Consider the following 19,327-nt stretch of genomic DNA (forward strand, 5'->3'; position numbering starts at 1 on the left):
GTCTCCCGTTGCCCCGCACCGTCCCCGCCGTCCGCTCCGTTCGCCGCTTCCCGCTGCGCTCCGTCCGCCTGCTGCCGAGCGCCTTCGCCGACGCCCAGACCACGGGCCTGCGCTACCTCCTCGCGCTCGACCCCGACCGCCTGCTCGCGCCGTTCCTGCGCGAGGCCGGTCTGCCCGCGGCGGAGGGCTACGGCAACTGGGAGTCGGACGGGCTCGACGGGCACGTCGGCGGTCACGCCCTCTCGGCGAGCGCGCTGATGCTCGCGGCCACGGGCGACGCCGCCGCGCGCGAGCGGATGGAGACCCTGCTCGACGGATTCGAGCGGGCCCAGGACGCGGTCGGCACCGGCTACCTCGGCGGCGTCCCCGGCGGGCGCGCACTGGGGGAGGAGCTCGCCCGCGGCGAGGTCGACGCCGACCTCTTCACCCTCAACGGCCGCTGGGTGCCGCTGTACAACCTGCACAAGACGCTCTCGGGGCTCCTGGACGCCGCGTCCGCCGGCGGCTCGGAGCGGGCGCTCGCGATGGCCGTGCGGTTCGCGGACTGGTGGCTCGGCGTCTCCGCCGAGCTCGACGACGACGCCTTCGAGGCGATGCTGCACGCCGAGTTCGGCGGGATGAACGAGGCGTTCGCCGATCTCGCGGAGCAGGTGGCCGCCGCGGACCCCGGCGACTCCGAGCGCGCCGCCGCCTACCGCGCCGAGGCCGCGCGCTTCTCGCACCGCGCGCTGCTCGACCCGCTGCTCGAGCGGCGCGACGCGCTCGACGGGCTGCACGCTAACACCCAGATCCCGAAGGCGGTCGGCTACGCGCGCCTCGGCGGCGAGCAGCTGCCGGCCGCGCGCTTCTTCTGGGAGCGGGTCACCGGCGAGCGCACCGTCGCGATCGGCGGCAACAGCGTGCGCGAGCACTTCCACCGCGCGAGCGACTTCACGTCGATGATCCTCGACCGCGAGGGCCCCGAGACCTGCAACACCGCCAACATGATCGAGCTGAGCGGTGTCCTCTTCGAGGCGGGCGGCGAGGAGCGCTACCTCGACTACGTCGAGCGCGCGCAGTACAACCACCTGCTCTCCTCGCAGCACCCCGACGGCGGCTTCGTCTACTTCACGCCGCTGCGCCCCGCGCACTACCGGGTCTACTCCGCGCCGCAGGAGGGGATGTGGTGCTGCGTCGGCACGGGGCTCGAGAACCACGCCCGCTACGGCGAGCTGATCTACGCCCTCGTCGGCGACGAGTCGCGCGACGGTGACCATGCGCAGACCGGCGACGACCTGCTGATCGCCCTCTACCTGCCCTCGACCCTCGACGCCCCGGAGCACGGGCTGCGCGCGCGGATCGACACTGCCTTCCCGCAGGCGGACGACGTGACCATCACCGTGGACCTGGAGCGCGCCGGCGCCGTGCGGCTCCGCCGGCCGTCGTGGGCGGAGTCGATGACCGTGACGGTCGACGGCGCAGCGCTCGACACCGCGGCCGCCGAGGGCTTCGTCCGCACCGCCGTCCTGGCGCCCGGTCGCCACGAGATCCGGGTCGTCTTCGCGCTCGGCTTCCGCGCCGAGCCGCTGCCCGACGGCTCCGCCTGGTCGGCGTTCTCCTACGGCCCCGTCGTACTCGCGGCGAGGACCGACGACGCCGACCTCGACGGACTGATCGCCGACGACCGGCGGATGGCGCACGTCGCCTCGGGCCCGCTCCGCGACCTCGCCGCGACCCCGGTCGTCACCGGGGGAGTCGGCGCCGTCGCCCTCCTCGACCGCGCGACCCTGACCGCGGAGCTCCGCACCGACGGCGGTCCGGTCCGCCTCGAGCCCTTCTCCGCACTGCACGACAGCCGCTACACGCTCTACTGGCCCACCGGCTCCGACGCCGCCGCGCGCTGGGCCGAGCTCGCCGCGCTCGACCGCGAGGCCGCCTCCGCAGCCGCGGTGATCGACTCCGTGACCGCGGGCGAGCAGCAGCCCGAGTCGGACCACGCCTTCGTCGGGCACCGCAGCCGTGCGGGCGGCGCCGACGGCGTGCACTGGCGCAGCGCCGAGGGCCCGGACGGCTGGTTCGGCTACACCCTCGTCGATCCGTCGCGGCGCGCCGCCGTGCTCCGCGTCCTGCTGCGCGACCGCGACGGCGGCGGCGAGCACGAGCTCCGGATCGACGGCCGCCCGCTCGGCGAGCCGCTCGCCGTCCGGACGCTCGACGACGCCGTCGAGGTGGAGTACGAGATCACCCCGTCGACGGGTGAGGACGGCCTGGTCGAGTTCTCGCTGCACGCCGTCGGCGCCGGGCCGACGGGCGATCTGCTCGCGGTGTCGCTGGTGGCGGAGCCGGCGGGAGCGGGGGAGTAGGGCGATCCGGCGCGCCCGCGCCCTGCGAGACTGTCCGGATGCACCCCGCCGACGCCTGCCCGTGCGGAAGCCGCCGCCACTACGCCGACTGCTGCCGCCCCGCCCACCTCGGCGAGACGCCCTCGCCGACCGCGGAGCGCCTGATGCGCAGCCGCTACAGCGCGAACGTCCTCGGCAGCGCCGGCTACCTGCTGTCCAGCTGGCACCCGTCCACCCGCCCGAAGCGCGTCGACCTCGACGACGACGTCCGCTGGCGGCGCCTGCAGATCGTCGACACCTCCTTCGGCGGCGAGGACGACGCGGAGGGGCTCGTCGAGTTCCGCGCCTCCTACCGCTCGTCCGAGGGGCCGGGGCTGGTGCACGAGCGCAGCCGCTTCCTCCGCGAGGACGGCCGCTGGTACTACGTCGACGGCGATCTGCTCGGCGACGGATCCTGACCACCCCGGCCGTGCGGAGCGCGAGCGGCCTACCCTGGGGAGATGGCCAAGGACTTCCGCCGGGCGGACCACGCGTCCCGCTACGAGCTGCACCAGGACGGGGCGCTCGTCGGCGTCCTCGACTTCCACGAGAACGACGAGAGCGTCTCGCTCGTGCGCTCCTTCACCTCGCCGCCGCACCGCGGCCAGGGGCTGGCCGGCGAGCTGGTCGCCTTCGCCGTCGACGACATCGAGGCGACGAGCGGCCGCAGCATCGTGCCGATGTGCTGGTACGTCGGACAGTGGTTCGACCAGCACCCCGAGCGGGCGCACCTGCTCACCCGCGGCGCGCAGGCGTAGGCCGAATCTCTACGTCCTGACGATCGGCTCGACCCCGGCGAGGTCGGGCCCGAGCCCGATGTCCACGAGCCGGATCCGCCCGACGTAGGAGCGCGCCGGCTCGAGGAGCAGCCCCGCCTTGATCGCCCCGAAGGTCACGGTCACGTCGGCGGGCAGGACGGTCTCGTCCGGTACCGCGCCGTCGTCGGGCCCGATGCCGCTCGGCAGATCGACGGCGACCACGACGGGCGCGTCCTCGCGTCGTCCGAGCGCCTCGATCACCGTCGCCACCACCTCGCGCGGCCGCCCGCGCAGCGCCGGCTCCGCCGTGCCGATGCCGAGGATGCCGTCCACGATCACGTCCGCGCGGGCGACGGCGGCCGCGAGGGCGGCCGGGTCGTCGGCCGCGACGCGGCCGCAGCCGTCGTCCAGCGCGACGGCGAGTCCGCGCTGGTGCGCCCGGTCCGCGGTCAGCACGAGCGACACGTCGCTGCCGGAGGAGGATATCTCGGCCGCCGCGTACAGGGCGTCCCCGCCGTTGTTCCCCGGCCCGACCAGCACGAGCACGCTGCCCGCGCCGCGCCGGTCCCGGCGCGTGCTGAGCGCGGCCCGCAGCTCCCGCGCGAGCCCGTCCGCTGCCCGCTGCATCAGCGGCTCTCGACGCGCCAGATGCGGCGCCTCGGCGGCCCGCACCTGCGCGGAGGAGTATCCCTCGGCCATCCCTCCACTGTGCGCCCCGCCGGCCCGCACAGCAACCCGCCCCACCCCATTCGCAGCCCGACCGCCCCCTCCGGTCGAGCACCCGAGTCACGCCGGTCGACCAGCCCGAGCCAGGCTGCTCGAGCAGCCCGACCCCTGCTGGTCGAGCAGCCCGCAGGGCGTATCGAGACCCGCCCCGTCGGGAGCCGCCTGCCCTGCATGCTGGTCGAGTAGCCCGCAGGGCGTATCGAGACCCGCCCGCCACGACCCGCCCTCACCCCGCCTGCACCGCCCGGTCCGCCTCCTCGACGATCGCGCGCATCGCCGCCTCCGCCGCCTCGCCGTCGCCCTCGGCCACCGCGGCGGCGACCGACCGGTGCAGCCCCACCGCCTCCGAGTCCGCCTCGCGCGGCATCAGCGCGTGCCGCGTGCGCCCGGCGAGCACCTCCGCGACGAGGTCGCCGAGCTGCGCGAGCATCGGATTCCCCGACGCCGCCAGCAGCGTCCGGTGGAAGACGACGTCGGCGGCGAGGTAGGCCGCCTGATCGGCCGCCCGAGCGTGCCCGGACATCCCGCCCGCCGCCTCGGCGAGCGCGATCCGCTGCCCGGCCGTCGCGTGCTCCGCCGCGAGCCGCGCCGCCAGCGGCTCCACGCCGAGGCGCAGCTGGCTCAGCCGGTGCAGCTGCGCCTGCCGGTCCGGCCCGTCGAGGCTCCAGCCGATCACCCGCGGATCCAGCGCGTTCCAGCACTCCGGCGGCTGCACCCGCGTCCCCGCCCGCCGCCGCGAGACCACCAGCCCGAGCGACTCCAGCACGCGCACCGCCTCGCGCATCACCGAGCGGGAGACCCCGCGGCGCTCCGCCCGCTCGTCCGCGCTGAAGGCGCTCCCGGGCGCCAGTGCGCCCTGCACGATCTGCGACCCGAGCTCGTCGAGCACCGCCTCGTGCAGCGAGCGCGGTCCGTCCATGCCCCCAGTATTCCGGCGCTCGCCTCGCCCGACCAGCTATTCGTCGGACATAATCGAGGTCATGACCGCATCGGCCAGTCCCTCCGCCACTCCCGTCCGCGCCCTCGTCGTGATGGGCGTCTCCGGCAGCGGCAAGTCCACGATCGCCACCCTGCTGGCCGACCGCCTCGGCTGGACCTTCGTCGAGGGCGACGAGCTCCACCCCGCCGCGAACGTCGCGAAGATGGCCGAGGGCGTCCCGCTCGACGACGAGGACCGCGCCCCCTGGCTGGCGACGATCGCGGCCCGCGTGGACGCCCTCGTGAGCGGGGGCGACTCCGTCGTCGTCACCTGCTCCGCCCTGCGGCGGCGCTACCGCGACGTGCTCCGCCGCGACGACCTCGTCTTCGTGCACCTCGCCGGCACCCGCGAGCTGATCGCCGATCGCCTCGGCGCGCGCACCGGCCACTTCATGCCGCCCGCCCTGCTGAATTCGCAGTTCGAGGCCCTGGAGCCGCTCGGCGACGACGAGCGGCACGTCACCGTCGACCTCGCGGCCGCCCCCGAGGACGAGATCGCGCAGATCGTCGAGACCCTCGGCCTGAGCTGACCGCGGCCGCCTAGCCCAGCAGGTCCTCGAGGCTCGCCGCCGGCAGCCCGAACGCCGCGGCGACCGCCGCGTTCACGACCTGCCCGTCGTGCGTGCTGAGCCCCTTCGCGAGCGCCGGATCCGCCGCGAGCGCCGCCTTCCAGCCGCGGTCCGCCAGCGCGACGACGTAGGGGAGCGTCGCGTTCGTCAGCGCCCGCGTCGACGTCTCCGGCACCGCGCCGGGCATGTTGGCGACGCAGTAGTAGACGCTGTCGTGCACCGCGAAGACCGGGTCGTCGTGCGTCGTCGGCCGCGATCCCTCGAAGCAGCCGCCCTGGTCGATCGCGATGTCCACCAGCACCGAGCCCGGCTTCATCGTCGCCACCATCTCGTCCGTCACGAGCTTCGGCGCCCGCGCACCCGGGATCAGGACCGATCCGATCACCAGGTCGGCCTCCGCCATCTGCGCCGCGATCTCGTACGTCGAGGACGCGCGCGTCTGGATCCGCCCGTCGAAGCGCGCCTCGAGCTCGCGCAGCCGGGGGATCGACAGGTCCACCACGGTCACGTCGGCGCCCATGCCGAGCGCGTTCGCCGCCGCGTGCTCGCCGGCCACGCCGCCGCCGATCACGACGACCTTGGCCTTCGGCGTCCCGGGCACTCCGCCGAGGAGGGTGCCTCGCCCGCCGGCCGCCCGCATCAGGTGGTAGCCGCCGACGGTGATCGAGAGCCGCCCGGCGACCTCGCTCATCGGCGAGAGGAGGGGCAGGTGGCGATCGGGCAGCTGCACGGTCTCGTAGGCGATCGCGGTGGTGCCGGCGGCGAGCAGCGCATCGGTGCACGCGCGGGAGGCGGCGAGGTGCAGGTAGGTGAAGAGGATCTGCCCGGAGCGCATCCGCGGGTACTCCGCCTCGATCGGCTCCTTGACCTTGACCACCAGGTCGGCCTCGCCCCAGACCTCGTCCGGCCCCGCGACGATCCGGGCGCCGGCGGCGGCGAAGTCCTCGTCCGAGACCCGCGAGCCGAGCCCGGCGCCCGCCTCGACCAGCACCTCGTGCCCGCGCCGCACCAGCTCGTGCACTCCGGCGGGCGTCGCCGCCACCCGGTTCTCGTTGTTCTTGATCTCGGTGGGGATGCCGATGCGCATGACTGCTCCTTCGCGGTGGACTGCCCCTATCGTGCGAAGATCATGTTTCGAACGGGAGAACATCCGCAGGATCGTCGAGAATCGGAGTGTTCACCGCAGGATCCGCGATCAGAGGGAGCCGTGCCGCCATGAGACCGCAGGATCTGCACGACCTCGGCGACCTCGATCCGATCGACCGGACCCTCGTCCGCCTGCTCCGCGCCGATGCCCGCACCCCGAACAGCCGCCTCGCCGAGCAGGCGGGCATCGCGCCCTCCACCTGCGTCTCGCGGGTGCGCTCCCTCGTCGAGCGCGGCATCATCACCGGCTTCACCGCCGAGCTCGACCCCGCGGCCCTCGGGCTGACCCTGCAGGCACTGATCAGCGTCAACATCCGCGCCGGTCAGCGGCAGGCGATCACCCGGTTCGCCGAGGAGATCCGCGCGCTGCCCGAGGTCGTGCAGCTGTTCTTCCTCGGCGGCTCGGAGGACTTCCTCCTCCACGTCGCCGTGCGCGACTCGAACGACATCCGCGACTTCGTGGTGTCGAACCTCTCGGCGCACCCGGCGGTCGCCTCGACCCGGACGAGCCTGGTCTTCGACCACCACCGGAAGGGACCGGCGCTGCCGGAGTGACGCGGTGCGCTCAGCGCGCTCCGGGACTCAGTGCGCTCCGGGACTCAGTGCGCGCCGGGGCTCAGGTCGCCGCCGCCGCGCTGCGTCAGCCCGGGGATCCGCCGCGCGAGCCCGGCGATGTGCTCCTCCGCGATCTCGATGCGGGTGTCGCGCAGGCGCTGGCGCAGCAGGGCCTCGACGTCCTCCTCGGGCCGGAGCTCGGCGTCGCCGGCGACCTGCAGCAGGATGCCGCGGAGCTTCTCGTCCAGGGCTGCGTCGTCACTGCCGTGCTGAATCGGGTGGTCCTGCGATGCGTTCGTCATGCCCCCATGCTGCCACCGTCCGCGCGGCCCGCACGGCAGGATGGCCGCATGCCGTTCTCCCGCGCCGAGCTCGCCTCGTACCGCGACCGCACCGTCGAGGACCTGCTCGACGGCGACGTCCGCCTCCTCTTCGTCGGCATCAACCCCGGCCTCTGGACGGCCGCGACCGGCGCGCACTTCGCCCACCCCGGCAACCGCTTCTACCCGGCCCTCGCCGCCGCCGGCATCCTCGACCGCGTGTTCCGCGTCTCCGAGGGGATGACCGCCGAGGATCGCCGCGCCCTCGCCGACCGCGGCGTCGGCATCACCAACCTCGCACCCCGCGCCACCGCCCGCGCCGACGAGCTCACGCCGGAGGAGCTGCGCGCCGGCGCCGAGCGCCTGATCCGCACCGTCGAGCGCGTCCGCCCCGCCGCCGTCGCGATGGTCGGCATCACCGCCTACCGCGCCGCCTTCGGGCGGACCAAGGCGCGCCAGGGGCGGCAGGACGAGCCGATCGCCGGCGCCCCGCTCTGGGTGCTGCCCAACCCCAGCGGCCTGAACGCGCACGACACCGTCTCATCGCTGGGGCTGGCCTACCGCGAGCCGGCCGTCGCCGCCGGAATAGTCCCCGACCCTCGGAGGTTGCAAAGTCCATGAGTACGCATGAAATCAAGTTCGGTGTCGACACCTTCGGCGACGTCACGGCCGCGGCCGACGGCACGCTCCTCTCGCACGGCCAGGTCCTGCGCGACGTGGTGGAGGAGGGCGTCCTCGCCGACGAGGTCGGCCTCGACTTCTTCGGCGTCGGCGAGCACCACCGCGCCGACTTCGCCGTCAGCGCCCCGGACGTCGTGCTCGCCGCGATCGCCGCGAGGACCGAGCGCATCCACCTCGGCTCCGCGGTCACCGTCCTCTCCTCCGACGACCCCGTGCGCGTCTACCAGCGCTTCGCCACCCTCGACGGGCTCTCGAACGGCCGCGCCGAGGTCATCCTCGGCCGCGGGTCCTTCACCGAGTCCTTCCCGCTCTTCGGCCTCGACCTCTCCCAGTACGAGGTGCTCTTCGAGGAGAAGCTGGAGCTCTTCCACGAGCTCGTGCAGGGCGGCCCGGTCACCTGGCAGGGCACGGTCCGCCCGGCCCTGACCGAGCAGAGCGTCTACCCGACGATGGAGGGCGACCGCCGCCTGCGCACCTGGATCGGCGTCGGCGGCAGCCCCGAGTCGGTCGTCCGCGCCGCGCGCTTCGGCTTCCCGCTGGTCCTCGCGATCATCGGCGGCGCCCCCGCCCGCTTCCGCCCCTACGTCGACCTCTTCGGCCGCGCCCTCGACCAGCTCGAGCAGCCGCGCCTGCCCGTCGCCGTGCACTCGCCCGGCTTCATCGCCGACACCGACGAGGAGGCGCACGAGCTGTACTTCGGCCACTACAAGGGCATGCTCGACTCGATCGGCCGCGAGCGCGGCTGGGCCCCGCTCACCCGCGAGCGCTTCGCCGAGGAGGCGGGCCCCGAGGGCGCGCTGCACCTCGGCTCTCCCGAGACGGTCGCCCGGAAGATCGCGAACACCGTCGGCGCCCTGGGCATCGACCGCTTCGACCTCAAGTACAGCGCCGGCACCCTGCCGCACGCCGCGATCATGCGGAACATCGAGCTCTACGGCACCCAGGTGATCCCGCGCGTCCGCGAGCTGCTCGCCGACCGCTGACCCGAGTCCGGACGCCGACCCGCACCCGGGCGCCGTGGAGCGTGCGCCCTGCGCGCTCCCACCGGGCGCCCGGGCGGCGTCGATATGCTCGGAGACCGGGCGTTCATCCGCCGCCCCCGACCCTCCGGAAGCACATGCCAGACAGCCACGCCGCCCGCACCCCCTACGAGGTGCTGGGCGTCCCCGCGAGCGCGTCGGAGGACGAGCTCAAGCGCGCCTACCGCCGCCTGCTGCGCGAGACCCACCCGGACACCGGGGGAGACGCGGCCTCGTTCCACGCCGTGCAGGTCGCCTGGGAGCGGATCGGCAGCGCCGGCGCCCGCGTCGACTACGACCGCGGAGCGCCCGCCCCCGGAGCCTCCTCGCACGCGCCGTACACCGGCTCGCCCCGCCAGCAGACGGCGTCCTCTGTGCGCGCCCGCTCCTACGGCCACCCGGGTGGCGCCGCTCGCGAGTACTACCTCCGCCTCGTCCGCGAGTGGGTCGGCCGCGGCGTCGAGATCGACGACCCCTTCGATCCTGCGCTGGTGCGCTCCGCCCCCCGCGAGGTCCGCTCCTGGCTGGCCAAGGCCCACGCGGAGGAGGCGACGGCCTCCCTGGTCGGCGCCCTCGGCATCGCCTTCACGATCTGGAACGACGTCGCGGTCGGCGACGGCGGAGTCAAGATCGACCATCTGGTGCTCGGCCCGTCCGGCCTCCTCGCCCTGACCTCGGCCGACTGGGGCGAGCCCGTCCGCCTGCGCAAGGGCGAGGTCGAGGGTGCCGGCCTGGCCGAGGACGAGAAGCCGCTCGCCTCGCTCTCGAAGGCCGCCCGCCGCCTCGGCCGCGAGCTCGGCGTGCGCTTCTCCGCGAGCGTGATCGTCGTCCCCGACGACGCCCTCGAGCAGCCCTACGAGCAGGTCGAGCGGGGTCGCCACGCGGGAGACGTGCTCCTCCGCCGCTCCCTCCTCCCGCAGCTGCTGCGCTCCGGCACCGACGACCCGCGCCTCGGCGGCTACGGCGAGTCCTTCGAGGTCCGCACCCGCGTCCAGAACCGCGTCCGCTTCGTCTGACGCACGGCGCCGCTAGCCCGCCCCCGCCCGGCGGGCAAGGGGCTGTCGGCAGCACCCGTCCCCGCCCGACGATGGAGCCGAACGATGGACGCCTGCCCTCCGGCACGGCGACGACGACGAGCGGAACGAGGCGGACGATGGTGCGATTCGGCTACACCCTGATGACCGAGCAGAGCGGCCCGAAGCAGCTGGTGGGCTACGCGGTCGATGCCGAGAGGCACGGCTTCGAGTTCGCGGTCTCGAGCGACCACTACTCGCCCTGGCTGACCGAGCAGGGGCACGCCTCCTACGCCTGGACCATGCTCGGCGCGGTCGCGCAGGCGACCTCGACCATCGAGCTCGCCACCTACGTCACGGCGCCGACCATCCGCTACCACCCCGCCGTGATCGCGCAGAAGGCGGCGACCCTCGCGATCCTCTCCGACGACCGCTTCCTCCTCGGCCTCGGCTCGGGCGAGAACCTGAACGAGCACGTGGTCGGCGAGGGCTGGCCCGCCGTCTCCGCGCGCCAGGACATGCTCGAGGAGGCGGTGCACATCATCCGCGCCCTGCACACCGGTGAGCTGGTCACCTGGGAGGGCGACTACTTCCGCGTCGACTCCGCCCGGATCTGGGACCTCCCGGACAAGCCCGTGCCGATCGGCCTCGCCGTCTCGGGCGAGAAGTCGATCGAGCGCTTCGCCCCGCTCGGCGACCACCTGATCACCACCGAGCCCGAGGCCGAGCTGATCTCGCAGTGGACCGCCGTCCGCGGTGCCGACGCCGCTCCGTCGCGCTCGATCGGGCAGATCCCGATCTGCTGGGCGCCGGACAAGGAGCAGGGGATCGCCCTGGCGCACGAGCAGTTCCGCTGGTTCGCGGGCGGCTGGTCCGTCAACGCCGACCTGCCCACCCCGGCCGGCTTCGCGGGTGCCAGCCAGTTCGTGCGCCCGGAGGACGTCGCCGAGTCGATCGCCTGCGGCCCCGACCTCGACGAGCTCGCCCAGAGCGTCGTCCCCTTCATCGAGGCCGGCTTCACCGACATCGCCTTCGTCCAGGTCGGCGACGCCCTGCAGCAGCGCTTCCTCGACGAGGTCGCCGAGGAGCTCCTCGAGCGGGCACGCGCGCTCGCTCCTTGAGGCGCGGAGCCGGCCGTCAGAAGCCGCGGAGCCGCTCGATCTCGCGCCGATCGCGCTTGGTCGGGCGGCCGGCGCCCCGGTCGCGCTCGATGATCGCGGGGGCCGCCTCGCGCGGCGGCGGCGGGGGAGTGCGGTCCTCGAAGCACTCGGCCGCGACGGGCGCGCCGACCCGCTTCACGATCAGGCCGCGGACCACGAGCTCGCGGTCGAAGCCGCCGATGCGGGCGCGGACCTCGTCGCCGACCTTCACGGTCTGCGCGGCCTTGGCCCGCTCGCCGTTCACTCGGACGTGACCGGCCCGGGCGGCCGTCGTGGCGGCCGAGCGCGTCTTGTACACGCGGACCGCCCACAGCCAGGCGTCCACGCGGACGGAGCCGGTCACCGGGATCTGCATCCGTCCAGTCTACGAAGCCATGATGGGGGTGGTCCCATCGACGAGGGATCCGCGGCCCCACCGGCCGCCGACCGAGGAGGTTCACCATGAGCACATACCACAGCTACGGCGAGGACACCGGCGAGGGCGTCCCCACCCGCGGAGCGCCCGAGCACAGCGGCTCGCCGTCCGAGCTGCGCGACAGCCCCTTCCCGCACGCCGGACTCGAGTTCACCCTCGTCCCGTCGGGCCACGAGGAGTGGCAGGTCCGCCACCCCGAGGGCCGCGCGGTCGGCGTCCTCGCGATCATCTCGCACAGCGGTGAGGAGGGCGAGGCGGTCTTCGTCACCCGCCGAGTCGGCTCCGACGAGGCCGTCGCCGAGGGCACCGACTGGCGCGGCATCGTCACCGCCGTGATCAACGACGAGGCGGCCGACGAGCGCGTCCAGGGCAGCCCCGACCCCGCCCTGGACTACACCCGCGGCGGTCTGATGCACCACGGCATTGCCGACATCGAGGACCAGGTCTGAGCGGTCCCGCCTGAGCGGGCCGGTCCGAGCGACCGCCCCTAGCGCGCGAGGAGCGCCGCGTTGATCCGGGCCGTGAGCTCGTGGTCGACGCGGCGCTCCTGCGCGTCCACCGCGCGGATCGGCGCGGCGTTCCGCGCACTGGAGACCAGCCAGGCGGCCTCGGCCGCCGCGAGGTCCTCGGCCCGCAGCGGGCGCTCCGCCGTGCCGAGCCCGAGCCCGCCTGCGAGCGCGAAGAGGTCCGCCTGCGTCGTCCCCGGCAGCAGCCCCAGGCTCGGCGGCGGAGTGACCAGCTCGCCGCCCGCGAGCAGCACCAGGTTCGAGGTCGGCCCCTCCAGCAGGAAGCCGTCGCTGGACACGAACAGCGCGTCGTCCGCCCCGCGCCGCAGCGCCTCTCGCGAGGCCGCCCGGTTGACCGCGTAGGAGAGCGTCTTCGCGCCGGCGAGCAGCCACGGCGACGTGTGCTGCACGTCGGAGCGCAGTCCGCGGTCGAGCAGCACCACCCGCACGCCGTCCCGGCGGGCCGGCCCGAAGTCCGGGCTCGTCTGCACGAAGACGATGCCGGTCGGCCGCCCGTCGCCCTCGACCCCGCGGCTCAGGATCGTCTTCACCATCGCCTCGGGCACCCGCGGGTGGGCGGCGACGGCCTCGTCGATCGCCGTCCGCCAGGCGGCGCGGTCCGGGCGGGGCAGGTCCAGCATCCGCGCCGAGTTGTCGAACCGGTCGAGGTGCGCGTCGAGCGCCTGCAGCCGCCCGTCGACCAGGTTGATCGTCTCGAAGACCCCGTCGCCGCGGGTGAAGCCGAGGTCGGTGACGTCCAGCCCGCCCCGACCGGTCGCATCGAGCACGGATGCGGAGCCTGCGTCGTGCGCCGGAGTGTCGAGCGAGGGGCGGCCGAGGACGACGAGGGTGTCAGCGGGCATGGGCGGTGCGGTCCTTCCGGGGGCGGAGCGGGAGACGGGCGAGCACGACGACCAGCAGCGCACCGAGAAGCGCGCCGGTGCCGTTCGAGACGAGGTCGCGCACGTCCGCGACGCGCGAGGGCAGTGCGAGCAGCTGGATCGTCTCGATCAGGATCGAGACGCCGAGGCCGATCGGCGCGGCGAGCAGCCGGCGCCGCCGCGGCAGCTGCAGCGCGACCAGCGCGCCGAGCGGCACGAACATCAGCACGTTGGCGACGAACTCGGCGACATCGAAGGTGAACCAGGCGGTCAGCGGCGTGGAGGCGAGGAACGCGATGATCCCGCGGACGAGCGCCGAGGGCTGTCCGGCCGGGTACGGCGCCGGCGTGAGGGTGATCAGCGCGATCACGCCGAGCCAGGCGAGCGTCGCGGGCAGGAGGATCCTCGAGCGGCGCATCCGTCGATTCTGCCAGGTGCTCGATTCGAGCCGGTGAGCGACTCGGTGCTGTGCGGCGGGCGGTCCGGGACGGTCGGCGCGATGTGGAAGGCTGGAGCGCATGACGAGCGACGGCCCGGCCGACGGCGGAGCGCTTCCGCGCCACCCCTTCGACGCCGCGCTCGGCGACGGCTGGGTCGAGATCGGCGACGGGCGCCGCTTCTGGGGTCGCTTCGGCGCCGCCGGGCTGCTGCTGCGCGACCCGGACGGCCGCGTCCTGCTCCAGCACCGCGCCACCTGGAGCCACTTCGGCGACACCTGGGGACTCCCGGGCGGCGCCCGCCACCCCGAGGAGACCGCCTTCGAGGGCGCCCTGCGCGAATCGGTCGAGGAGGCCGGAGTGCCCGACGGGATCGTCGTGCCCGTCCTCTCCCGCGTCGTCACCATCGGCCCCTGGAGCTACACCACCGTCGTCGCCCGGGCCCTCGAGCACTTCACCCCGCGGATCGCCGACGCCGAGAGCCAGGAGCTGCGCTGGGTCCCGCCGGCCGAGGTCGACGCGCTCCCGCTGCACCCGGGGTTCGAGGCCTCCTGGCGCGAGCTGCGCGCCCTCGACACCGAGCCGTGCGTCCTCGTCGTCGACGCGGCCAACGTCGTCGGCTCGCGTCCGGACGGCTGGTGGCGCGACCGCGCCGGCGCGGCGGAGCGCCTCGTCGCGGCGCTCGGGCGCCTCGCGGCACTCGGTGTCCCCGGCTCGCTGTTCGCCGTCGAGGCCGACACGGTCTGGCCGCGGATCGCGGTCGTCCTCGAGGGCGACGCCCGGGCGGCACGCACCGCCGACGCGGTCGACGCGGCTCCGCGCGGACGGCTGAGCGTCGAGAGCGCCGCCGGCTCCGGAGACGACGCGATCGTCGAGCGCGTCGCGGCGATTGGGTCGACCGCCCGCGTGGTGACCGCCGACCGCGGCCTCGTCGCCCGGATCGAGGAGCTCGGCGCCACGGCTCTGGGCCCGCGCACCCTGCTCGACCTGCTGGACTCCGCGGCGCCGACCACCCCGCCCGCCGCCCGGGAATAGCGCGCGGATCGGGTCGGTTGCATCCCTCATGGCCACGACAGCGATGACTCTCGACACCCACGACCAGACCGTCTCCGACGGCATCGTCCTCATCGACTTCTGGGCGGAGTGGTGCGGCCCGTGCCGCCAGTTCGCCCCCGTCTTCGAGGCGACCAGCGAGAAGAACCCGGACGTCACCTTCGCGAAGGTGGACACCGAGGACCAGCAGCAGCTCGCCGGCAGCTACGGCATCTCGTCGATCCCCACCCTCGTCGTCTACCGCGACGGCATCCCGCTGATGGCGCAGCCCGGCGCCCTGCCCGCCCCGGCCCTCGACTCCCTGCTCGAGCAGGTCCGCGGCCTCGACATGGTCGCGGTCCGCAAGCAGTACGAGGAGGCGAAGGCCGCGCAGGAGTCCGGCGCCCCGCAGAAGTTCGACCACGGCGCGCAGATCTGATCCGCACCGCTCCACCCGCACGACGACGGAACCCCCGGCAGCCGCTCAGGCCGCCGGGGGTTCCGTCGTTCGCGCGGGAGTCCCGCGGCGAGCGGGATCAGCCCGTGTTCTGCAGGCCGGCGGCCACGCCGTTCACGGCCAGCAGCAGGAGCCGCTGGTTCTGCTCGGTCCCCGAGCCGCCCGGATCCGTGCGCAGTGCCCGGAGCGCGCGCAGCTGCAGCAGCGACAGCGCGTTGACGTAGGGCGTGCGCAGCCGCACGGCCCGCCCGAGCACGCGGTGCCCGGTGAGCAGGCTCTCCTCGCCGGTGATCGAGAGCACCCAGCGGCGGGTGAGCTCCATCTCGTCGAGCACCAGACCGGCGAGGTCGTCGCGGGAGTCGAGCGCCAGGTAGCGTCGGGCGATGCCCTCGTCGGTCTTCGCCAGCGACATCTCCACGTTGTCGATCATCGTGGTGAACAGCGGCCAGGTCTCGTAGGCGGTGCGCAGCTCGTCCAGGTCGCCGACCGCCTCGAGGGCGCTGCCGAGTCCGAACCAGCCGGTCAGGTTGACGCGGGCCTGGGTCCAGGCGAAGACCCACGGGATCGCCCGCAGGTCCTCGAGCGACTCGACCGAGAGGCCGCGGCGGGCCGGCCGCGAGCCGAGCGCGAGCAGGCCGACCTCCTCCTGCGGGGTGACCCGGGCGAACCAGGGCGCGAAGCCGTCGGCCTTGACCAGCTCGAAGAAGCGGCGGCGCGACTCGCGGTCCATCGTCGCGGCGACGTCGCGGAAGCGGTCCGCGGCGCCGGCGTTGCGCTCGCCGATCGAGGGCGAGGAGGCGAGAAGCGTCGCACCGGCGACCTGCTCGATGTGCCGGGTGGCGATGTCCGGGTTGCCGTAGCGGGCGAAGATGACCTCGCCCTGCTCCGTCAGCTTGAAGCGGCCGTCGACCGAGCCGGGCGGCTGCGCGAGCACCGCGCGGTTCGCCGGTCCGCCGCCGCGGCCGAGGGCGCCGCCGCGGCCGTGGAAGAGCGTGAGCACGATGCCCTCGTCCTCGGCCCACTTCGCGATGCGCGCCTGCGCGTCGTAGAGCGCGAGCGTCGCCGAGACGGGGCCGACGTCCTTCGAGGAGTCGGAGTAGCCGAGCATGACCTCGAGCCGGTTCCCGGTCGCGGCGAGGCGCGCGCGCACCTGGGGCAGTTGGATCATCTCGGCCAGGATGTCCGTCGACGCGTCGAGGTCGGCGAACGTCTCGAAGAGCGGGACCGCGTCGATGATCGGCGGGTTCCCGTCGGTCGCCGCCTCGGCCAGGTCGAAGACCGTCTTGAGGTCCTCGGCCGACTGGGTGAACGACACGACGTAGCGGCGGGCCGCGTCGGTGCCGAAGCGCTCCTGGATCGTCGCGATGGCGCGGTAGACCGAGAGCACCTCGATGCTGCGCTCGTCGAGCTCACCGCCGGCGCGGACCGCCGCGAGGGTCTCGCGGTGCACCTTCGAGTGCTGCCGCACCTCGATCTCGGCGAGGTGGAAGCCGAAGGTCTCCACCTGCCAGAGCAGGTCCTGCAGGTCGCCGTAGGCCGAGCGGACGTCGCCCGCCTCGATCAGCGAGTCCTGCAGGGTCCGCAGGTCGGCGAGCAGCTCGGCGGCGGAGCCGTAGGCGAGCGCGCCGCCGGAGCGGGTCGCCGCGAGCCGGTCCGCTGTGAAGAGCAGGACGCGGCGGTGGGTCTCGCTCGGCGAGCGCTCGGCGATGACCGCGGCGAGCTCGGGCGCCTTCTCGACCCCCGCGGCCCAGAGCGCCTCGACGGCCGCCGACGGGGGAGTGGTGCCGGCGTCCAGCGTGAGGGAGCGGCCGACCCGGCGGGCGACGCGCTCGAGCCCGATCAGGACGTGCTCGGCAGCGATGTCGACGGCCTCGAGGGTCGTCTCCGCGGTGACGAACGGGTTGCCGTCGCGGTCGCCGCCGATCCAGGTGCCCAGGCGCACGAACGCGGGGGCGATCGGCTTGCGGGTGCCGGAGGCGTCACCGAGCAGCGCGTCGTCGAGCCGGCGGTAGACCCGCGGCAGGACGGAGAACAGCGACTCGTCGAACACGCTCATCGCGGTCCGGACCTCGTCGAGCGGGCTGGGCTTCGACTCGCGCAGCGGCGCCGTGCGCCAGAGCGTGTCGACTTCGGCGAGCAGGCGCCGGCGGTTCTCGACCAGCACGACGCCGCCCGTGCGCGGGTCGTCCCGCTGCTCGAGCAGGGCGCTGATCCGGCGGATGGTGGAGGAGACCGCGCGGCGGCGCGCCTCCGTCGGGTGCGCGGTGAGGACGGGGCGGAACTCCAGGCGCGAGAGGCGCTCGAACGCCTCCTCCTCGCCCAGCTCGTCGGTGAGGGTCGCCATCGACGCGATGATCGAGTCCTCGGGCCGCTGGGCGCCGGCGTCGGCGTCGCGGCGGCGCAGGACCCGCACGCGGTGGAACTCCTCCGCCACGTTCACGAGGTGGAAGTAGCAGGTGAACGCCCGCGCCACCTCCTCGGCGCGCTCGGCGGTCAGCGACGCGACGAACTCCTCCGCCGCGGCCAGCTCGTCCGGGTGCCCGCTGTCGTAGGCGCCGATCGTCAGGGCGCGGAGCCGCTCGACGTCGGTGTAGAGGCTGTCGTCGCCCGATTCCCGCAGGACCTGGCCGAGGAGCTCGCCGAGCAGATGGACGTCGCCGCGGATGCGGTCGTCCAACGGCGGCGCGACGGTCCCGTCGGCGGAGGAGGCGGAGGAGGCGGGTGCTGCGGTCGCGGCTGGCGCGTCGGAGATCGGAGGCACGGCACGACCTTAGCGGCGGCGCGTGTCCGGCGGATGACGCCACTGTCACGCGGCGGAATGGAATGATCGAGGGGTGACCGTGACCCCTGCACCTCCCGCCCCCGCCGTCCAGACCGAGCAGGCCGCCCCTCACGTCGTCGTCCTCTTCGGGGCCGTGGGCGACCTGTCCCGCCGCAAGCTCATCCCGGGCATGGCGCACCTGGCGCTGTCCTCGCTCGCACCCGACCTGCAGATCGTCGGCACCTCGCTCGAGGAGCACGACGACGAGTCCTTCCGCGCCTTCGCCAAGCTCGCCTACGACGAGTTCGGCAGCCGCTCGCTGACCCCCGCCCAGTGGGACGAGTTCGCCTCCAAGCTCCGCTACGTCCCGCAGTCCGCCGGCCCCGCCGCGCTGGCGAAGGCGGTCACCGACGCCGAGAAGGTGCTCGGCCCGGACGTCAGCCGCCTGCACTACCTCAGCGTCCCGCCGCGCGCCGCCCTCTCGGTCGTCCGCATGCTCGCGGAGGCCGGCCTCGTCGAGCGCTCGCGGATCATCATGGAGAAGCCCTTCGGCGTCGACCTCGAGAGCGCCGTCGTCCTCAACGCCGAGCTGCACGAGACGTTCGACGAGGAGCAGATCTTCCGGATCGACCACTTCCTCGGCAAGGAGCCGGCGCAGAACATCCTCGCCTTCCGCTTCGCCAACGGCCTCTTCGAGCCGATCTGGAACCGCAACTTCATCGACCACGTCCAGATCGACATCCCCGAGAAGCTCACCCTCGACCGCCGCGCCGAGTTCTACGAGTCGACCGGCGCCTACAAGGACATGGTCGTCACCCACCTCTTCCAGGTCCTCGCCTTCATGGCGATGGAGCCGCCGACCGCCCTCGAGCCGAAGGCGATCAGCGAGGAGAAGAACAAGGTCTTCCGCTCGATGCGGCTGCTGAACCCCGAGAACGTCGTCCGCGGCCAGTACATCGGCTACCGCGAGGAGCCGGGCGTCGCGCCCGACTCCGAGACCGACACCTTCGTCGCCCTCAAGTGCGAGATCGACAACTGGCGCTGGGCCGGGGTGCCGTTCTACCTGCGCACCGGCAAGCGGATGGCGGAGGGGCAGCGGATCATCTCCATCGCCTTCCGCGAGCCGCCGAAGAGCATGTTCCCGCAGGGCTCCGGCGTCGGCGCGCACGGCCCCGACCACCTCACCTTCGACCTGGCCGACGCCTCCAAGGTGTCGCTGTCCTTCTACGGCAAGCGCCCCGGCCCGGGCATGCGGCTCGACAAGCTGAGCATGCAGTTCGCGCTGCAGGAGACCGACCGCGCCGGCGACGCCCTCGAGGCCTACGAGCGGCTGATCCTCGACGCGATGCGCGGCGACCACACGCTCTTCACCACCGCCGAGGGCATCGAGCGCCTCTGGGAGGTGTCGGCGCCGCTCCTGCAGGACCCGCCGCCCGTGCGCCTCTACGCACCGGGCTCCTGGGGCCCGAACGCGATCCACCAGCTGATCGCCCCGCACGCCTGGCGGCTCCCCTTCGAGCGGGTCTGGCGCGACAAGCGCTGACGAGGGCTCC

The 19,327-nt window shown here is 74.0% G+C and carries 21 protein-coding genes; 13 read left to right on the plus strand and 8 right to left on the minus strand.

The features are described from left to right. The first annotated feature begins 8 nt into the window (after positions 1-8). Genes MT353_RS20775 through MT353_RS20785 form a run of 3 tightly spaced genes read left to right on the plus strand, consistent with a single transcriptional unit; the run spans position 9 to position 3,118 of the window. Positions 9-2,342: a beta-L-arabinofuranosidase domain-containing protein gene (locus MT353_RS20775; protein WP_243625813.1), complete on the plus strand. Its 2,334-nt coding sequence runs from the start codon at positions 9-11 to the stop codon at positions 2,340-2,342. A 38-nt stretch (positions 2,343-2,380) separates the two neighbouring features. Then, a complete protein-coding gene (locus tag MT353_RS20780) occupies positions 2,381-2,779 on the plus strand; it encodes a YchJ family protein (RefSeq protein ID WP_123446101.1) in 399 nt (132 codons plus the stop codon). A 42-nt stretch (positions 2,780-2,821) separates the two neighbouring features. Next, positions 2,822-3,118, plus strand: coding sequence for a GNAT family N-acetyltransferase (locus MT353_RS20785; protein ID WP_123706542.1), 297 nt, complete (start codon positions 2,822-2,824; stop codon positions 3,116-3,118). Between the two features lie 9 nt (positions 3,119-3,127). Here MT353_RS20785 and MT353_RS20790 read toward each other — a convergent pair whose 3' ends face one another. Continuing rightward, positions 3,128-3,817 carry an NAD(P)H-hydrate epimerase gene (locus MT353_RS20790; RefSeq protein ID WP_123735915.1) on the minus strand — a complete coding sequence of 230 codons (690 nt, stop codon included), beginning with the start codon at positions 3,815-3,817 and terminating at the stop codon, positions 3,128-3,130. A gap of 253 nt (positions 3,818-4,070) precedes the next feature. After that, positions 4,071-4,763: a FadR/GntR family transcriptional regulator gene (locus MT353_RS20795; RefSeq protein ID WP_243625814.1), complete on the minus strand. Its 693-nt coding sequence runs from the start codon at positions 4,761-4,763 to the stop codon at positions 4,071-4,073. Positions 4,764-4,824: 61 nt separating this feature from the next. On the opposite strand from MT353_RS20795, the gene MT353_RS20800 reads away from it, so the two are divergent. Then, the gene (locus MT353_RS20800; protein WP_243625815.1) at positions 4,825-5,352 is read left to right on the plus strand and encodes a gluconokinase; all 528 of its coding nucleotides are present in this window, start codon (positions 4,825-4,827) and stop codon (positions 5,350-5,352) included. 10 nt (positions 5,353-5,362) lie between these two features. Here the strand turns inward: MT353_RS20800 and ald are convergent, their stop codons facing one another. Next, positions 5,363-6,478, minus strand: coding sequence for an alanine dehydrogenase (gene ald / locus MT353_RS20805; protein WP_243599871.1), 1,116 nt, complete (start codon positions 6,476-6,478; stop codon positions 5,363-5,365). Between the two features lie 128 nt (positions 6,479-6,606). Here ald and MT353_RS20810 point away from each other — a divergent pair, with 128 nt between their 5' ends. After that, positions 6,607-7,092: an Lrp/AsnC family transcriptional regulator gene (locus MT353_RS20810; protein WP_123446107.1), complete on the plus strand. Its 486-nt coding sequence runs from the start codon at positions 6,607-6,609 to the stop codon at positions 7,090-7,092. Between the two features lie 44 nt (positions 7,093-7,136). On the opposite strand, the gene MT353_RS20815 is transcribed toward MT353_RS20810, so the two are convergent. Further along, the gene (locus MT353_RS20815; protein ID WP_243599873.1) at positions 7,137-7,394 is read right to left on the minus strand and encodes a hypothetical protein; all 258 of its coding nucleotides are present in this window, start codon (positions 7,392-7,394) and stop codon (positions 7,137-7,139) included. 48 nt (positions 7,395-7,442) lie between these two features. Here MT353_RS20815 and MT353_RS20820 point away from each other — a divergent pair, with 48 nt between their 5' ends. The 4 genes from MT353_RS20820 to MT353_RS20835 all read left to right on the plus strand — a co-directional run bounded on the left by MT353_RS20820 (position 7,443) and on the right by MT353_RS20835 (position 11,246). Then, the gene (locus MT353_RS20820; protein WP_243625816.1) at positions 7,443-8,033 is read left to right on the plus strand and encodes a mismatch-specific DNA-glycosylase; all 591 of its coding nucleotides are present in this window, start codon (positions 7,443-7,445) and stop codon (positions 8,031-8,033) included. After that, positions 8,030-9,076 carry an LLM class flavin-dependent oxidoreductase gene (locus tag MT353_RS20825; protein ID WP_243625817.1) on the plus strand — a complete coding sequence of 349 codons (1,047 nt, stop codon included), beginning with the start codon at positions 8,030-8,032 and terminating at the stop codon, positions 9,074-9,076. Before MT353_RS20820 ends, MT353_RS20825 begins: the two co-directional genes overlap by 4 nt. A 134-nt stretch (positions 9,077-9,210) precedes the next feature. Further along, a complete protein-coding gene (locus MT353_RS20830; RefSeq protein ID WP_123735909.1) occupies positions 9,211-10,128 on the plus strand; it encodes a J domain-containing protein in 918 nt (305 codons plus the stop codon). 137 nt (positions 10,129-10,265) lie between these two features. Then, positions 10,266-11,246, plus strand: a complete 981-nt coding sequence (locus tag MT353_RS20835) for a TIGR03557 family F420-dependent LLM class oxidoreductase (protein ID WP_243625818.1) — start codon at positions 10,266-10,268, stop codon at positions 11,244-11,246. A gap of 16 nt (positions 11,247-11,262) precedes the next feature. Here MT353_RS20835 and MT353_RS20840 read toward each other — a convergent pair whose 3' ends face one another. Next, the gene (locus MT353_RS20840; RefSeq protein WP_123446113.1) at positions 11,263-11,640 is read right to left on the minus strand and encodes an RNA-binding S4 domain-containing protein; all 378 of its coding nucleotides are present in this window, start codon (positions 11,638-11,640) and stop codon (positions 11,263-11,265) included. A gap of 86 nt (positions 11,641-11,726) precedes the next feature. Between MT353_RS20840 and MT353_RS20845 the strand changes: the two genes are divergently transcribed. Continuing rightward, positions 11,727-12,149 (plus strand): hypothetical protein, encoded by a 423-nt coding sequence (locus MT353_RS20845; protein ID WP_243625819.1) that lies wholly within the window; start codon positions 11,727-11,729, stop codon positions 12,147-12,149. Positions 12,150-12,187: 38 nt separating this feature from the next. Here the strand turns inward: MT353_RS20845 and MT353_RS20850 are convergent, their stop codons facing one another. After that, entirely contained in the window at positions 12,188-13,069 is an 882-nt protein-coding gene (locus MT353_RS20850; protein WP_243625820.1) for an aminotransferase class IV, read from the minus strand. Next, positions 13,059-13,505 carry a VanZ family protein gene (locus MT353_RS20855; protein ID WP_243599879.1) on the minus strand — a complete coding sequence of 149 codons (447 nt, stop codon included), beginning with the start codon at positions 13,503-13,505 and terminating at the stop codon, positions 13,059-13,061. The genes MT353_RS20850 and MT353_RS20855 overlap by 11 nt, the downstream gene beginning before the upstream one ends. Before the next feature lie 100 nt (positions 13,506-13,605). On the opposite strand from MT353_RS20855, the gene MT353_RS20860 reads away from it, so the two are divergent. Beyond that, positions 13,606-14,559 (plus strand): NUDIX hydrolase, encoded by a 954-nt coding sequence (locus MT353_RS20860; RefSeq protein WP_132436371.1) that lies wholly within the window; start codon positions 13,606-13,608, stop codon positions 14,557-14,559. Positions 14,560-14,587: 28 nt separating this feature from the next. After that, the gene (trxA, locus tag MT353_RS20865; protein ID WP_123446118.1) at positions 14,588-14,995 is read left to right on the plus strand and encodes a thioredoxin; all 408 of its coding nucleotides are present in this window, start codon (positions 14,588-14,590) and stop codon (positions 14,993-14,995) included. Positions 14,996-15,092: 97 nt separating this feature from the next. Here trxA and MT353_RS20870 read toward each other — a convergent pair whose 3' ends face one another. Next, complete coding sequence (locus tag MT353_RS20870; protein WP_374204729.1) at positions 15,093-17,774, minus strand: phosphoenolpyruvate carboxylase; 2,682 nt, start codon at positions 17,772-17,774, stop codon at positions 15,093-15,095. A 79-nt stretch (positions 17,775-17,853) separates the two neighbouring features. Here MT353_RS20870 and zwf point away from each other — a divergent pair, with 79 nt between their 5' ends. Beyond that, positions 17,854-19,317, plus strand: coding sequence for a glucose-6-phosphate dehydrogenase (gene zwf, locus MT353_RS20875; RefSeq protein WP_123704898.1), 1,464 nt, complete (start codon positions 17,854-17,856; stop codon positions 19,315-19,317). The last annotated feature ends 10 nt before the right edge of the window (positions 19,318-19,327 follow it).

Origin of the sequence: Rathayibacter sp. VKM Ac-2927 (assembly GCF_022815525.1) — a bacterium.
Lineage (GTDB): Bacteria > Actinomycetota > Actinomycetes > Actinomycetales > Microbacteriaceae > Rathayibacter > Rathayibacter festucae.